The 13368-nt window shown below is 58.0% G+C and carries 17 protein-coding genes, 1 tRNA gene and 1 pseudogene; 13 read left to right on the forward strand and 6 right to left on the reverse strand.

The genetic code is table 11. The features are described from left to right. Positions 1-9: 9 nt before the first annotated feature. The gene (gene phnF / locus RZ517_RS05085) at positions 10-741 is read right to left on the reverse strand and encodes a phosphonate metabolism transcriptional regulator PhnF (RefSeq protein WP_338550381.1); all 732 of its coding nucleotides are present in this window, start codon (positions 739-741) and stop codon (positions 10-12) included. Positions 742-892: 151 nt separating this feature from the next. Here phnF and RZ517_RS05090 point away from each other — a divergent pair, with 151 nt between their 5' ends. The 3 genes from RZ517_RS05090 to RZ517_RS05100 all read left to right on the forward strand — a co-directional run bounded on the left by RZ517_RS05090 (position 893) and on the right by RZ517_RS05100 (position 3334). Then, positions 893-1744: an EamA family transporter gene (locus RZ517_RS05090; protein ID WP_338550382.1), complete on the forward strand. Its 852-nt coding sequence runs from the start codon at positions 893-895 to the stop codon at positions 1742-1744. A gap of 63 nt (positions 1745-1807) precedes the next feature. After that, the gene (gene fosX / locus RZ517_RS05095) at positions 1808-2227 is read left to right on the forward strand and encodes a FosX/FosE/FosI family fosfomycin resistance hydrolase (protein ID WP_338550383.1); all 420 of its coding nucleotides are present in this window, start codon (positions 1808-1810) and stop codon (positions 2225-2227) included. Positions 2228-2299: 72 nt separating this feature from the next. Then, positions 2300-3334: a zinc-binding dehydrogenase gene (locus RZ517_RS05100; protein ID WP_338550385.1), complete on the forward strand. Its 1035-nt coding sequence runs from the start codon at positions 2300-2302 to the stop codon at positions 3332-3334. On the opposite strand, the gene RZ517_RS05105 is transcribed toward RZ517_RS05100, so the two are convergent. Then, positions 3331-4173 carry a nitroreductase family protein gene (locus tag RZ517_RS05105; RefSeq protein ID WP_338550386.1) on the reverse strand — a complete coding sequence of 281 codons (843 nt, stop codon included), beginning with the start codon at positions 4171-4173 and terminating at the stop codon, positions 3331-3333. The two genes, RZ517_RS05100 and RZ517_RS05105, sit on opposite strands and share 4 nt — an antisense overlap. A 132-nt stretch (positions 4174-4305) precedes the next feature. Between RZ517_RS05105 and RZ517_RS05110 the strand changes: the two genes are divergently transcribed. The 7 genes and pseudogenes from RZ517_RS05110 to RZ517_RS05140 all read left to right on the forward strand — a co-directional run bounded on the left by RZ517_RS05110 (position 4306) and on the right by RZ517_RS05140 (position 9648). After that, entirely contained in the window at positions 4306-5019 is a 714-nt protein-coding gene (locus tag RZ517_RS05110; protein WP_338550387.1) for a succinate dehydrogenase/fumarate reductase iron-sulfur subunit, read from the forward strand. Further along, entirely contained in the window at positions 5019-5351 is a 333-nt protein-coding gene (locus RZ517_RS05115) for a succinate dehydrogenase (RefSeq protein ID WP_338550388.1), read from the forward strand. The genes RZ517_RS05110 and RZ517_RS05115 overlap by 1 nt, the downstream gene beginning before the upstream one ends. After that, on the forward strand, positions 5348-5701 hold the full coding sequence (gene sdhC, locus RZ517_RS05120; protein WP_317055418.1) for a succinate dehydrogenase, cytochrome b556 subunit: 354 nt from the start codon (positions 5348-5350) through the stop codon (positions 5699-5701). Before RZ517_RS05115 ends, sdhC begins: the two co-directional genes overlap by 4 nt. A 1-nt stretch (position 5702) precedes the next feature. Continuing rightward, positions 5703-7459, forward strand: a pseudogene (locus RZ517_RS05125) (L-aspartate oxidase). A 108-nt stretch (positions 7460-7567) separates the two neighbouring features. Continuing rightward, positions 7568-8524 (forward strand): fumarate hydratase, encoded by a 957-nt coding sequence (locus RZ517_RS05130; protein WP_338550389.1) that lies wholly within the window; start codon positions 7568-7570, stop codon positions 8522-8524. A gap of 78 nt (positions 8525-8602) precedes the next feature. Further along, positions 8603-8986, forward strand: a complete 384-nt coding sequence (locus RZ517_RS05135) for a hypothetical protein (protein WP_338550390.1) — start codon at positions 8603-8605, stop codon at positions 8984-8986. Next, positions 8983-9648, forward strand: a complete 666-nt coding sequence (locus tag RZ517_RS05140) for a fumarate hydratase C-terminal domain-containing protein (RefSeq protein WP_338550391.1) — start codon at positions 8983-8985, stop codon at positions 9646-9648. The genes RZ517_RS05135 and RZ517_RS05140 overlap by 4 nt, the downstream gene beginning before the upstream one ends. Before the next feature lie 3 nt (positions 9649-9651). Here the strand turns inward: RZ517_RS05140 and RZ517_RS05145 are convergent, their stop codons facing one another. The 3 genes from RZ517_RS05145 to RZ517_RS05155 are packed head-to-tail and all read right to left on the reverse strand — an operon-like array spanning position 9652 to position 11293. After that, positions 9652-10395 (reverse strand): sulfite exporter TauE/SafE family protein, encoded by a 744-nt coding sequence (locus RZ517_RS05145; RefSeq protein ID WP_338550392.1) that lies wholly within the window; start codon positions 10393-10395, stop codon positions 9652-9654. Beyond that, positions 10392-10970 (reverse strand): LysR substrate-binding domain-containing protein, encoded by a 579-nt coding sequence (locus RZ517_RS05150; protein ID WP_338550393.1) that lies wholly within the window; start codon positions 10968-10970, stop codon positions 10392-10394. Before RZ517_RS05150 ends, RZ517_RS05145 begins: the two co-directional genes overlap by 4 nt. Next, positions 10913-11293: a LysR family transcriptional regulator gene (locus RZ517_RS05155; protein WP_338550394.1), complete on the reverse strand. Its 381-nt coding sequence runs from the start codon at positions 11291-11293 to the stop codon at positions 10913-10915. Before RZ517_RS05155 ends, RZ517_RS05150 begins: the two co-directional genes overlap by 58 nt. 194 nt (positions 11294-11487) lie before the next feature. Between RZ517_RS05155 and RZ517_RS05160 the strand changes: the two genes are divergently transcribed. Further along, a tRNA-Gly gene (locus tag RZ517_RS05160) sits at positions 11488-11561 on the forward strand. Between the two features lie 80 nt (positions 11562-11641). On the opposite strand, the gene RZ517_RS05165 is transcribed toward RZ517_RS05160, so the two are convergent. Then, positions 11642-11833 carry a hypothetical protein gene (locus tag RZ517_RS05165; protein ID WP_338550395.1) on the reverse strand — a complete coding sequence of 64 codons (192 nt, stop codon included), beginning with the start codon at positions 11831-11833 and terminating at the stop codon, positions 11642-11644. Positions 11834-12192: 359 nt separating this feature from the next. On the opposite strand from RZ517_RS05165, the gene cmk reads away from it, so the two are divergent. Together cmk and RZ517_RS05175 are read left to right on the forward strand one after the other, a co-directional pair. After that, positions 12193-12804, forward strand: coding sequence for a (d)CMP kinase (cmk, locus tag RZ517_RS05170; protein WP_338550396.1), 612 nt, complete (start codon positions 12193-12195; stop codon positions 12802-12804). Then, complete coding sequence (locus RZ517_RS05175) at positions 12804-13109, forward strand: hypothetical protein (protein WP_338550397.1); 306 nt, start codon at positions 12804-12806, stop codon at positions 13107-13109. Before cmk ends, RZ517_RS05175 begins: the two co-directional genes overlap by 1 nt. Positions 13110-13368 lie beyond the last annotated feature (259 nt).

A 13368-nucleotide genomic window follows, 5' to 3' on the forward strand; every position in this document is an offset into this window, starting at 1 on the left:
GCCTTCAATCTAGGTGTCGAGCGTCAATGTCACGCGATCTCCTGCAAAATACGTTCGCCCGTATTCTACCGGCTGTCCTTCCAGATCGACATTCACACCGGTAGATCGGAGCAGCGGATCTCCTTCTCGCATCTGCAGGTGAAGCGCCTGCGTCGCATTGGCCAGCACCGCCGTTAGACGTGTGGACTTGCGCGTGTAATCTGTCACGCCCGCAACACCCAAGGCCTCGGTCACACCTCGGTTCTCCAATAAGGCCCTCTCGATCCCGGGCAACCGCGTGATTGGAAACAGGCTCTCAAAAACAGCGATCGGCTGGCCATCCGACAAGGACAGACCGTGATAGGCGCAGACCAGGACTCCCTCAGCTATATCAAGCACTTGTGCCTCGCCCGCGGATGCTGTGCGGGTCTCGATATGAAGAAGGCGTTTTTGCGGTGTGCGGCCTGCGGCGAGCAGATTTTCGTGAAACCTGACGCGTTTACCAATTGGATATTCCGTGGGGCGAGCCGTTACAAAAGCACCTGATCCGCGCCGTGTGCGCAGCAGACCTTCGTCCACAAGTTTGGACACGGCATGGCGTACCGTGTGGCGATTGACGCCAAACTTTTTGGCCAGTGCCGCTTCTGTCGGGAGCTTGTCGCCGGGTGCGTAGAGACCTTCGGAGATATTGTCCCGAAGCGCCGTTGCAATTGCCAGCCAGATTGGCGTGCGGGCGCGGCCAGAGATGGGGGCATCATGCAAAGGTCAACATCTCCTCTGTTCAAACGTGGATGGTTTGATATGATATGTCTAGTTGTATAGTATATTGGCAAGTTGTCTACATGACCTCATACACACGTCACAATGCACACTGCCCTGCTTGGCCCGGCGCGCAGAGCAGAGCGGTGGCAGCATGACCCTCACGGTTTTCAGCGCGGTGATTTTCGCCGCGCTTTTGCATGCAGGCTGGAATGCGTTGGTCAGGGGTGGGCGTGACAAGACCACATCCATGGCGGCGGTTGTGGCGGGTCAGGCCTTGTTTGGCGGGTGTCTTGCCGCAGTGCTGCCGCTGCCTGCGCCCGAAAGCTGGCCTTGGATTGCAAGCGGTGTGGTCCTGCATATCGGTTACCAGTTCTTTTTGTCCGCAGCCTATCGCACTGGTGAGTTGAGCGAAGTCTACCCATTGGCGCGAGGGACGGCGCCGCTTTTGGTTGCCATAACATCCGTGACGATTCTGGGGATAACGCTTGGTCCGTTTGAGTGGATAGGTGTGATCCTGATTTCCTGTGGTCTGGCAAGTCTGGTGATTGTCCGAAGCAATGGACGCTTTCAGCTGCCGGCCAGGGGGACTTTGATGGCACTTGGGACGAGCGTCTTTATAGCGGCATATTCTCTCAATGATGGATTCGGCGCGCGCCTTTCCGGTTCCCCTGTTGCGTTCTTTGGGTGGCTGGCGCTAATCAATGGATTGGTATTCACCTCAATCCTTCCGTTTTGGCGGCCTGGTGCCCTACGTGCGCTGCCCGGCGCATGGCCTGTCGTGGTGATCGGAGGTGGTGCGTCCTTCGCGGCTTACGCCCTGGTGGTCTGGGCTTTCACGCAAGCGCCCATCGCAACGGTCTCGGCGCTGCGAGAGACATCAATCCTCTTCGCCCTGGCCATCGGCGTGGGCCTCATGGGCGAAAAGGTTAATCTCCGCCGACTTGTCGCCGTCTTCCTGACGTTGCTCGGTGCTATCGCTCTTCGGCTGGGGAAATCATCATGAAAACACCTGCCTTCGATTGCCGCAAAGCGCACGGGATCAAGGGGGCAATGGCGGTGAACTGCGATGATTGAATGTCTGTCTCACATCACCTTTGTCTGTCAGGATATCGACCGTATGGCCTTGATCCTGAGCGAGATGATCGGCGCCGAGCAAATCTATGCCTCTGATGAGAAGACTTTCTCTCTCTCGCGCGAAAAGTTTCTAAGCGCAGGCGGTCTTTGGATTGCGGTGATGGAAGGCCCATCCCTTTCAGAGCGCAGCTACAATCATGTGGCCTTCAAAGTCTCCGAGGCTGTTTTGGAGGAGGCAACCCAAAAGGCCGAAAGACTCGGGCTGGACATTCGCGCACCCCGTCCCCGGGTTCCGGGCGAAGGCCGGTCGCTCTATTTCTATGACGAGGACAATCACCTTTTTGAATTGCACACCGGCACACTCGAAGAACGCCTCGAAAGATATGCGCACAAAGACACGGCTTTGCTTTGACATTGACGGCAGTGGTGATCCTGTAGATCATTCTGAGGCTTCAGGTTCGAGTACAAACCAAAAGGCAAAGTGATGCGCGCGGCCATCGTCAGAGAATTCAACGAAGACCTGTCCATCGAAACAATGGCCGATCCGGCCTGTCCCGACGACGGCGTGGTGCTCGAAGTCGCGGCCTGTGGGGTGTGCAGGTCTGACTATCACGGCTGGACCGGCGAGCATCCTCTGATCAAAAGCGGGTCGCTTCTAGGCCATGAGTATTGTGGCACCGTCGTCGAAGCCGGACCTCAAGCTCAACACAAAATCGGCGACCGCCTGATCGCGCCGTTCATCCTGGGATGTGGCAGTTGCCCGGCGTGCCACACAGGCGTGTCCAACACCTGCGCACACCAGATCGTGCCGGGGTTCAGCGCGCCCGGGGCTTATGCCGAATATGTCGCCGTGCCCTATGACCATAACCTGGTGCATCTGCCCGAAACCATGACGCCTGCGCTTGCTGCCGGCTTGGGATGCCGTGTCACAACGGCGTGGCATGCCCTGACGGACAGGGCCGCTGTCAAAGCCGGGGAATGGGTTGCTGTCCATGGCACGGGCGGCATTGGGCTGGCCACTTTGCTCTTGGCAAAAAGGCTGGGGGCACAGGTCGTGGTTGTTGATATCGTCGACGAAAAACTCGAACACGCAAAGCAACACGGTGCCGATGCTCTTGTGAATGCCGCAAAGGAAGACGCCGCTGAAGCCATCCGGGACATCACAGGCGGCGGGGCGCAGGTTTCCATTGAGGCCTTGGGCATTGAGCCAACCACCAACGCCTCAGTGGAATGTCTGGCAATACTTGGCCGTCACGTGCATGTGGGCATGCCTGCCGGAGATGGCCGCATGGAAATTAACCTGCGCGCGATCTATTCCAAACAACTGTCTTTCTTCGGCACAAGAGGCATGCCGTCCTGGAAATACCCGTCACTCCTTGGAATGATCGAACGCGGTGAGGTGGACATCAGCCCCATGGTCGCACGCGAAGTGCCGCTCTCTGGCGCCAGCGCCGAACTTCGTGCCATGCATGGACCAACGTCGCCGGGTACGGCTGTGATCACGGACCTAACGAGCTAGTCCAACTTGAAACACTGCGCGCGTATATACGCCCCGAAATCGGCGCGCTCTTGCTGGCTGTATTGACGCACCTTGTCGTCTGACCATCCATAGTCGTTCTTAAGCCCAAATGCGTCCGACAGGCGTTGCGTTGTATAGGGCTGAATCTTCCGCCGCGCGGTGTCATAGGTTTCAACCGCGTCCTGCAACCCATCCTCGCTGTACTGGTCCACATGGCATGTGACGGACAAGGGCAGGCGCTTGGCGATTTTGGCTGGTTCCTTTGGATAACCAATCGCCAGCCCGGCAAAGGGAAACACATGTTTGGGCAGGTTCAGCAACTCTGATACGGCGTGTGCTTCATTGCGCACCGCGCTGATGGGGCAACAGCCTAGCCCAACTGCTTCAGCTGCCGTGACAAACGCGCCCAAGGCAATGGCGGCGTCCCCGACGGCGTTGAAAAACGCATCAAGATGGTCATTGGCAAAGGGCACATCATGCCACGCATGCAACAGCCTTTGGCGACGGTTGTTTCCACAAAAGACAGCGATCATCGGTGCATCTGCGACCCAGGTTTGGCTCGACACAAGCTTTGCAAGCTTGCCACGCAATTTTGCGGATTGCAGCAGGATGATGTCGCGTTGTTGCAAGTCACTTTTCGTAGGTGAAGCCAGCGCCGCCGCGCACAGAACGTTCAGAACGTCCTGCGAAACCGGCCTGTCCAGAAATGTGCGGCAAGAACCTCGCGACAGCATCGCATGCGGCAGATCACAACTCGCATCGGTCACGGTGACTTCTGACGCATCACTGTAGCGCGCGGTTATAAGATCTTGCAAATTGGCGTAGGGCGACGGCGTCATTTACATTCAAGCTCCGTATTTAATTGAAAGCAAAGCTTACAAAAACGTTAAGAAATAATCGCGTTCATCAAGTTTTTCTTTCATCTATACTGTTGCACAAAGCTGGCAACCTGTGGAAGACAAGACGCGAATATGGCATCGAAAACTTTGAAAGTCACACTTGAACGCGACGCCGGTGGGCAGACCGCATTTGATGTGCCTGCCTATGAGAGCCAGACCGTTCTGGATGTCGTGTCCTGGATTCAGCAGAATGCCGACCCGACGCTCAGTTACCGGTTTGCTTGTCGCGTTGGCATGTGCGGGTCTTGCGCGATGATGGTCAATGGCGTGCCGCGCTGGACGTGCAGGACGCATATCTCCAGGGTGCTCGACGGCGACAAAGTAACCATCGGGCCGTTGAGGAATTTGCCGGTCATCAAGGATCTGGCCGTCGATATGGATCCGTTCTTTGACAAATGGGTTGCAGCGGAAGGCGTGCATCATGGCAGCTTGACCCGCGACGATCCGATAGCACCCGTGGATGCGACCAGCTCTGAACGCACCGAGGCAAATGCCGGGATCGAATGCATCAACTGCTCTGTCTGCTACGCGGCCTGCGATACCGTGGCAGGTAATCCAGACTATCTTGGGCCAGCCGCCCTGCAAAGGGCCTGGACGCTTCTAAACGATGCCAAGGACGATGGGCGCGCGGCTATTCTCGACGCCGTGTCGGGCCGGGGTGGCTGCCACAACTGCCATTCGATGGGGTCCTGCACGGCCTATTGCCCCAATGAGCTTGATCCGATGTCGGCCATCGCCGGGCTGAAACGGGAAACGGCCAAATCTTTCTTCATCAGAGGGCGCTGATGCTGAACTTGCGTCTTTATATGCTGCAACGGATCACCGCGCTTTTGATGGCGCCACTAGTTTTCGGGCATCTGGCGGTGATGATCTATGCCATTCAGGGTGGTTTGAGCGCCGAGGAGATTCTTGGTCGCACGCAAGGTTCACTCGCGTGGTTCCTGTTTTACGGCACGTTCGTCGTTGCGGTTGCCGTTCACGGGGCCATCGGCCTGCGCACGGTTGTGCATGAATGGGGTGGGCTGAAAGGCACCGCACTTGAGCTTTTCATGTGGGCTGTGGGCTTGGGTCTTTTTGCAACGGGAGCACGCGCCGTCTGGGCCGTGACATTTGCATGAAGGCGGCGGCGGGCATAACCTCGCGTGCGCACCCGCTGTGGCTGGCCTATATTTTGCACCGTCTGTCAGGCCTTGGCCTTGCGCTGTTCCTGCCCTTTCATTTCTGGGTGCTGGCGCTTGCGACGACTGATCCTGCAAGGCTCGATGGGTTTCTCGCCTTGACAGAGGCAGGAGCCGTGAAATTCGCCGAATTCGGGCTAGTCTTTTTGTTGGCGGTGCACATGTTCGGTGGTCTGCGTTTGATGGCGCTGGAGTTTCTGCCCTGGACGCCGTCGCAAAAGACGCTGGCCGCCGGGGCGGCAGCCCTGTCGTTCCTGATTGCCACACTGTTTCTGCTGAAAGCGATTTGAGATGCGTTTGTCAGACATCGAAAGACACGACACGGATATTCTGATCCTCGGCACTGGGGGGCGGGGCTTTTTGCGGCGCTCCATGCTCAGCAATCCGCGCCCGAGGGAACCAACATCACCATTGCGGTCAAAGGCCTTATCGGCAAATGCGGCTGCACCCGGATGGTGCAGGGCGGCTATAACGTGGCGCTGGGCGGCGGCGATACGGTTGAGCGGCACTTCATGGACACGATCAACGGAGGCAAGTGGCTCCCCAATCAGGATATGGCCTGGCGGCTCTGCGAGCAGGCGGTGGTGCGCATTCGCGAGCTGGAAAACGAGGTTGGATGCTTCTTTGACCGCAATCCGGACGGATCCCTGCATCAAAAGGCGTTTGCCGGGCAGACGGCGGATCGCACCGTGCATAAGGGGGACCTCACCGGCATCGAGATCATCAACCGTTTGATGGAGAAGGTGCTCGCCAGCGGCGTTGAGAAACTGCAGGAGCATCGTGCCATCGGGTTGATCCCGACGAAGGACGGCAGCGCGTTGGCCGGTGTTCTGATGATCGATATGCGCACGGGGCGCTTCCGGTTTGTGCGCGCCAAGACGGTTCTGATGGCCACGGGCGGCGGGCCGACGATGTACAAGTACCACACGCCCTCCGGCGACAAGACGATGGATGGTCTTGCCATGGCCCTGCGGGCAGGGCTGAAGCTGCGCGACATGGAGATGGTGCAATTCCACCCCACGGGGCTTCTGGCCGGTGACCACACCCGCATGACCGGCACCGTACTGGAGGAAGGCCTGCGCGGGGCAGGTGGTCAGCTCATCAACCATGCCGGTCAGCGGTTCATGTTCGATTATGACGGCAAGGGCGAGCGCGCCACGCGCGATGTGGTCAGCCGGGGCATCTATGCCGAGATGCGCAAGAACAACAATCCGGATCAGGAAGGTGTTTTTATCTCGATGTCCCACCTTGGCCCCGAGAACGTGGCCAAAAAGTTCAAAGGCATGGTCAAACGCTGCTCCGATTGCGGATTTGATCTGGCCGGTGGCAAGGTCGAGGTGGTGCCCACAGCACATTACTTCATGGGCGGCGTGGTGGTCGATGTGGACACGCGCACCGCGATGGAGGGGCTTTATGTCGCCGGTGAAGATGCCGGGGGCGCGCATGGGTCCAATCGGTTGGGCGGCAACGGTGTGGCCAACTCCACCGTTTATGGCGGGATTGCAGGTGACACGATGGGCGCGGACGTGCGGGATATGTCCTTGCGCGAGCCTGACGAGTCCATTCTGCAGGCCGAGTTCGAGCGCGCAGTTTACCCGCTGAGCCGCGCGCCCGGTCTTGTCCTGCCTTTGCGCAAGCGATTGCAGGATTTGATGTGGGACGATGTTGGCGTGATGCGCACCGAGGCCGGGATGAAACGTGGGCTGGAACGCATCGCCGAGGTCTCTGACGCGCTGATGGAGGTGGGCGTGGAGGCCAGCAATCTGGCCTTCAACCTCACCTGGCATGACTGGCTGAACATGCGCTCGCTTTGTGATATCTCTGAGGTGATCACCAAGGCCGGGCTGGCGCGGGAGAATTCCCGCGGCGCGCATTATCGTGAGGATTTCCCTGATCCGGGTGCGATGGAGGAGAGTGAGTTTACGGTGGCGACGCAAGGCGCGGACGGCGTCAAGGTGACGCGCGAGCCGGTCGCCTTCACAATCGTGCGGCCGGGAGAGACGGTCCTGCCCGAGGGAGAGCCCGAGACATTGGTGGCGGCGCAGTGAGACGTCGCCAAGCAAAAGCCGCAGTCCCGGACTTGATCCGGGACCTTGTTGTCATATTGAGGTCCCGGATCAAGTCCGGGACTGCGAATTAGTCAAAGGGTGAACACCATGATCCCCATCAACCTCATCCAATCCACCGCCGAAACCCTCATGGACAAGGCCGCCATCGAGATCCCGCAGGACTATCTTGATGGTCTGCAAAAGGCCGCCAAGACCGAAGACGGCGATCTGTCGTCCTTTGTCCTCAAGGCCATGCTGGAAAACTACGAGGCCGCCAAGGAAGACCGCCGTGCGATGTGCGGGGATACCGGCGTGCCGCGCTGGTTTATCAAGATGGGCAATGAGGCACGGGTCGAAGGCGGGATGGTTGCCCTTGAGGCCGCGCTCAGACGGGCCACGGCCAATGCTACCAACGGCGTGCCCCTGCGTCCCAACCGCGTGCACCCGCTTTGGCGCACCGATCACGACAACAATGTCGGTATCGGCGCGCCGGAAATCGAGTATGGCTTTGAGCCGGAGGGCGAGTGGATTGACCTCATCACCGTGCACAAAGGCGGGCTTTTTGGCACCGACTACCGCATGCTGTTCCCAAGCGACGGCATCCAGGGGATCAAGCGGTTCTATCTCGATAGCCTCATGGCCTTCGGCAAGCGCGGCCTCGCCTGTCAGCCCGCTATTATCGGCATCGGATTGGGCGGATCCAAGGACATCTGCATGACACTGGGCAAGCGCGCCTCGACACTGCGCATTGTCGGCAGCCGCAATTCCGATCCGCGCATTGCCGAGATGGAGGACGAGTTCAAAGAGCTTGGCAACTCCATCGGCATGGGGGCAATGGGCTTTGTCGGCAAGAACATGGTGATCGATTGCAATATCGAGGTGGGCTATTGCCACACCGGCGGGATGCCGATGTCGGTACATGCGTTTTGTCTTTCGTCCCGTCGTGCTGTTGCACGGATACATGCAGATGGCCGGGTCGAGCACCGTACGGACCCGGATTGGTTCACCGATTACCAGCGGCGTGAAACGGTAGAGTGGGAACCGGCCCGGGAGGCGGCGGAGTGAGACGAAATCTTGAAAAGATTTCTGTCCGGAGTCTTTTCAAGACTCCGGCGCCTTCGATCAAAGGAATTTGAGCAACTTATGCCAGTTTATACATTTGCATATAAAGTAGGGCGTGAAGCAGCTCTGTTGAATGATGAGGAGTGGGAGAAGATAGAGCCCTTGATGGACGTGCGTAAGCGCGTGGAAAGCATTGCTCGTTATCAAGAAGAGACAGGAGTTTCGAGCGATGAAGCTAGCCTGAAAGATCCTTCCGGCATGGAAGCTCTTCAAGTCTACTTTGAATTGACTGGTGTAGAGCTAGAGCACCCTAACCAACTCTATGGAGTGAAACTGTCCGAATATGGCTCCCTGTGTCCTAGCTGCTCAAAACCGTTTCGAACACCGCGCGCGAAGTTTTGTGCCAACTGCGGCTATAAACTGCCAAACGGAGAAGTCGCAGGACCTCTTGGAGACCAATCATGAAACCCCGTGAAATCCGCCTTTCCACCACCCCCACCGACGAAGACATCGCGCAGCTTCGCCTTGGCGATGTCGTCTATCTTGACGGGCTGATGTACACCGCCCGCGAGGGTGTCTACATGCGTGCGCTAGAGGACAAGGCGAACATTCCGATGGAATTGCCGTCTCAGTCCGCCGCCAATTTCCACTGCTCGCCCGCCGCCCGGATCAATGCCGATGGCTCCTTTGACATGGGTGCGGTCACGGCCACGGCCTCGTTCCGTTTTGCCAAATGGCTGCCGGAATGGATGGCCAAGACAGGCGCAAAGCTGATCGTTGGCAAGGGGGGCATGTCGTCCAAGGACTACAAAGATTACTTCGTGCCCAATGGCGCGGTCTATCTCTCGACTGTAGGCTACGGCACCGGCGCTTTGCTGGGCCGGGGCGTGGAAAGCGTCGAGGCGGTGCATTGGAACGAGGAACTGGGTCTCGCGCAGGCTATGTGGGTCATCAAATGCAATCGCATGGGGCCGTTCATCGTGGCCTCTGACCTCAATGGTGACTGCCTATTTGAGCGCGAAAACGCCAAGATTGCCGAGAATGTCGCGCGGGTCTATGAGGGCACCAAGCCTGCCGTGCTCAAACGATATGGTGAAAGTGACGACCGCACGGATGAGGTGATTTGAGCTTCAGGTCAGTTCGGCCACCAAAATGCCCAGCCCCATCAACAACGTCAGCAGGATGAGCAACCGCCGGAAGCCCGTGTCACTGAGCCTGCGGAACACCATGATGCCGATCTGTGCAGCAATAAGGCCACTGGGGATCGTGATCAGAAGCGCGTTCAGGGCTGTACGGTCATAGGCCCCCTTGAAGGCCAGAAGGCACACGGTCGTGCTCAGGATGGCCACGTTATAGGGCTGCAAAACCGCGCGGGTCTCGGTCTTGGTCCATGGTCGCAGCGAAAGCCACATGGAAGGAACCGCGCCCGACACCGACGCCGCGCCGCCCAGAACGCCACCAATGAGCCCGATGAACGCCTCAAGCCAGGGCAGGGTGGGCGTAAAGGCAGGCAGGGCGGCGCGAAACCCGAAGTAAGCCCCGTACAGGATCAGAAACACGGCAATCGCTGTTCGCAGCGTGCTGGCGTCTATGACATCAAGCAGCATCAGCCCGAAAGGCACACCCAAAAGCCCGGGCAGCACAAACCGAAAAAGCCTGCGCGGGTAGGTGAAAATCTCTTTGCGGACAATCCAAAGCCCCTGCAATCCGACCAAAACGGACATGAACGCCACAATCGCCACGGCCGTGACGGGCTCCACCACTACAAGATAGAACCCCAGTGCGAACAGGGCCGTGCCCGTCCCGGCCAACCCATTGATAAAGCCGCCAGCAGCGGCCCCGATGATAAGAAACAGGATGGCCTCTGTGGTCATAGCGTGGATATCGCCGGGCCAGATCGCTCTGCGGTGATTACCTGCAGCAGGGCGTCGAAAATCGCGTCGATGGCCTTTGTCTTGATTTGGTTCTTTGCATGGACAAGGCCGAGTGTTCGCGTTGGCGCATCATCCCCCAAGGCGAGGCGTTTCACCGGCACGGCGTCATGAGGCTGCACCGTCAGGCTGGGCACAATCGAGACGCCAAGATTGGAATAGACCATGCTCGCAATCGCCTCTGGGCTGTCAAGCTCCATCGTCTCGTTGACGCGAAGGCGTTTTGACAAGATCCAGTTGTCGATCAGCGTACCCAGGACGGCGGTGCGGTCAAACCGGATGAAGGGTCGCTCTTGCAAAAGGGTTAGCGGGTCGTCATCAGGCTCTTCGACGGCCGTAATGAGGTGCATCTTCTCTTTTGCGAGCTCACGAAACTGCATGCCGACGGGCATCAGATGTGGTTTGGTGATGATCGCCGCATCAAGATTACCGCGCTCAATATCAGCCAGAAGGGTGCTTGTCAGACCGGGGCGAATGCGCAACCCAATTTCGGGAAACCGGGCTTTGAGAATGGCCATGGCGCGGGGGTTAGCCCAGTGAGCGTGGTGCGCAATGTGCCCAGGCGGATGACGCCGCTCAACCCGCCATCGGCCAGAACCGACGGCACCAGATTGTCATAATCCGCAATCAGTTTGCGCGCCTTGGCCACGATCTGATGCGCAACAGGTGTAAGCTCCGGGGTGCGCGTGCTTCGGTCAAACAAGGCCACGCCAAGATCGGCCTCAAGGGTCTGCATCTGCTGGCTGACGGCGGCATGTGTGACATGCACGACATCCGCCGCGGCGCTGAACGTCTTGGCGTCAGAAATGGCAACCAATGTGCGCAGCAGTCGTATTGTCATAAGCGTCCCACCTTATCAGAAAGGAGAGCTTTCGAAAGCCTCCAATCATCCACTGTTTTCTACAGGTGATCTTACTGAGAACAAGTGAAACTATCTCCGGGATTCCACTCAGTGGGGTGGATACGCGGCGCGCCCTGCGAAAATAACCCTTTATTGACCCTTATGGGATCATCCCACTACTGTAGCACGAGCGCGCGGGTATGGTGAAAAGGTATCACAGCAGCTTCCCAAGCTGTTATTGCGGGTTCGATTCCCGCTACCCGCTCCAAAATCCAGAATGTGAATGCTAGGGCGCAGTTTGGTTGAAGCTTTTCGCGACAAGCGCGGGTCACGGATGATCGCGACCCTTTAGGTGAGAGCCATCCAGATGCTCAGACCCATCATGGTGCCGAGGCACATGGTCAATTCCATAAAGGGCAGGCAGGAAAACGCGCCCTTGTCCCACCACCGCGACATCAGCATCATCGCAGGACAACGAGAGGTCTGCGGCACCGGCGATAGAAGAACGTCGAAATTGGGATGTGGGATAGAACTGGTCATTTAACGGGTCACTCAAGTACGATTACAAGGTTGGTCCAGCATGGTTTCGACCAGGACTTGGGCCAAAATGCGGACACCCTGCCATCATATGGGCAAAAGGGTTACCAGATTGTTAAAGATCAGCAGATTGAGGTCGCGCTGCCGTTCGCTAAACCGGGACAATAGACCGCTTGGGGTGCCGCCACTCTCGCATTTCAGAAAAAATTGTTTCGCAAAGGCGGCCAATAAGGGGCTTAACAACTAAGGCAGTTTCGCCATATATCGCGGGTTCGGTTTTCGGAAACAATGTGTTTCACCTGCACATTTCGCCAGCAAGGCGCAGGATGGAGTGAAAAACCTGGGTGAAAGGAGCAAAGCGTATGGCTTTCACGGTTGCCATTGATGGCCCCGCCGCAGCGGGAAAGGGCACGATTTCACGGGCTGTGGCAGATAAGTTTGGATTTGCTCACCTCGACACCGGGTTGTTGTACCGCGCCACAGGACGACGCACGCTGGATGGCACCGATGCATTGGACGCGGCGCGATCTCTGACACCCCATGACCTGGATGCGGATGACCTGCGTACACCTGACGTCGCCCAAGCCGCTAGCCGTGTGGCGGCCATTCCAGAGGTGCGCGCCGCCCTTGTCGATTTTCAACGTGCTTTTGCCCGCCGCAGCGGTGGAGCTGTTCTCGATGGCCGTGATATCGGAACAGTCATTTGTCCGGACGCAGAGGTAAAGCTCTTTGTCACTGCCAGTGACGAAGTGCGGGCACAGCGTCGTTTGGATGAACTCTTGGGCAAAGGCCATGAGACGGATTTTGAAACTGTGCTCTCCGATCTGCAAACCCGCGACGCCCGCGACAGTGCCCGCGCCACAGCGCCGCTCAAATCTGCGGAAGACGCAGTGATGCTCGACACCACGCATATGAGTATTGAAGAGGCTGTCGCCGCCGCCTGTGCGGAAGTAGCCCGCAAACAAGCATCATAGTGGCCAGCATTGTCTTCCACCGTGCCAATGGCTGGGTTGACCGCTGGCGGGCCTACCGGATTCTGGTGGATGGTGTTGAAGTGGCAAAGCTCAAGCGCAACCGGTCCATATCCGTTGATGCCACGGCCCAAGAGCATGTGTTGCTGGCAAAGGTGGATTGGTGTTCCAGCCCTGTCTTAGTCGTTGACCTGCGCACGCGTGACCAGATCGATGTCGATGTGCAAAATCCGCACAGCGCCTGGTCGCTGTCCAAAGTGACCTCCGAGTCGCCAAATGAGTATCTACGGTTGTCATCGCGTGAGTGATCTTGGCTCTATGCGCTGCGTTTGGTTGGCAGTGTAACGCCGATGAAACAACGCAATGGCCCTTGATTAACTTGAGGATCAGGGCTATAGCGCCCCCGTCGACAAGGCGGAAACCGCCGCGAAACATATGAGATCGAGCAGGGTCGGGTTCTCCGGCCCTCTTTGTTTTGCGAAATTTGGCCCGTCTGACCAACAAAACCTCTCTGCCCTCAAGTACCAAGGGGGTAGGGCATTAACCCAGACCGGCGGACCCAACCGC

It is taken from the genome of Roseovarius sp. S88, assembly GCF_037023735.1.
Classification (GTDB): domain Bacteria; phylum Pseudomonadota; class Alphaproteobacteria; order Rhodobacterales; family Rhodobacteraceae; genus Roseovarius; species Roseovarius phycicola.

Coding starts and splice junctions, on each gene's coding strand:
- RZ517_RS05090 (WP_338550382.1), top strand. CDS start 893: ATGACCCTCACGGTTTTCAGCGCGGTGATTTTCGCCGCGCTTTTGCAT.
- fosX (WP_338550383.1), top strand. CDS start 1,808: ATGATTGAATGTCTGTCTCACATCACCTTTGTCTGTCAGGATATCGAC.
- RZ517_RS05100 (WP_338550385.1), top strand. CDS start 2,300: ATGCGCGCGGCCATCGTCAGAGAATTCAACGAAGACCTGTCCATCGAA.
- RZ517_RS05105 (WP_338550386.1), bottom strand. CDS start 4,173: ATGACGCCGTCGCCCTACGCCAATTTGCAAGATCTTATAACCGCGCGC.
- RZ517_RS05110 (WP_338550387.1), top strand. CDS start 4,306: ATGGCATCGAAAACTTTGAAAGTCACACTTGAACGCGACGCCGGTGGG.
- RZ517_RS05115 (WP_338550388.1), top strand. CDS start 5,019: ATGCTGAACTTGCGTCTTTATATGCTGCAACGGATCACCGCGCTTTTG.
- sdhC (WP_317055418.1), top strand. CDS start 5,348: ATGAAGGCGGCGGCGGGCATAACCTCGCGTGCGCACCCGCTGTGGCTG.
- RZ517_RS05130 (WP_338550389.1), top strand. CDS start 7,568: ATGATCCCCATCAACCTCATCCAATCCACCGCCGAAACCCTCATGGAC.
- RZ517_RS05135 (WP_338550390.1), top strand. CDS start 8,603: ATGCCAGTTTATACATTTGCATATAAAGTAGGGCGTGAAGCAGCTCTG.
- RZ517_RS05140 (WP_338550391.1), top strand. CDS start 8,983: ATGAAACCCCGTGAAATCCGCCTTTCCACCACCCCCACCGACGAAGAC.
- RZ517_RS05145 (WP_338550392.1), bottom strand. CDS start 10,395: ATGACCACAGAGGCCATCCTGTTTCTTATCATCGGGGCCGCTGCTGGC.
- RZ517_RS05150 (WP_338550393.1), bottom strand. CDS start 10,970: ATGGCCATTCTCAAAGCCCGGTTTCCCGAAATTGGGTTGCGCATTCGC.
- RZ517_RS05155 (WP_338550394.1), bottom strand. CDS start 11,293: ATGACAATACGACTGCTGCGCACATTGGTTGCCATTTCTGACGCCAAG.
- RZ517_RS05165 (WP_338550395.1), bottom strand. CDS start 11,833: ATGACCAGTTCTATCCCACATCCCAATTTCGACGTTCTTCTATCGCCG.
- cmk (WP_338550396.1), top strand. CDS start 12,193: ATGGCTTTCACGGTTGCCATTGATGGCCCCGCCGCAGCGGGAAAGGGC.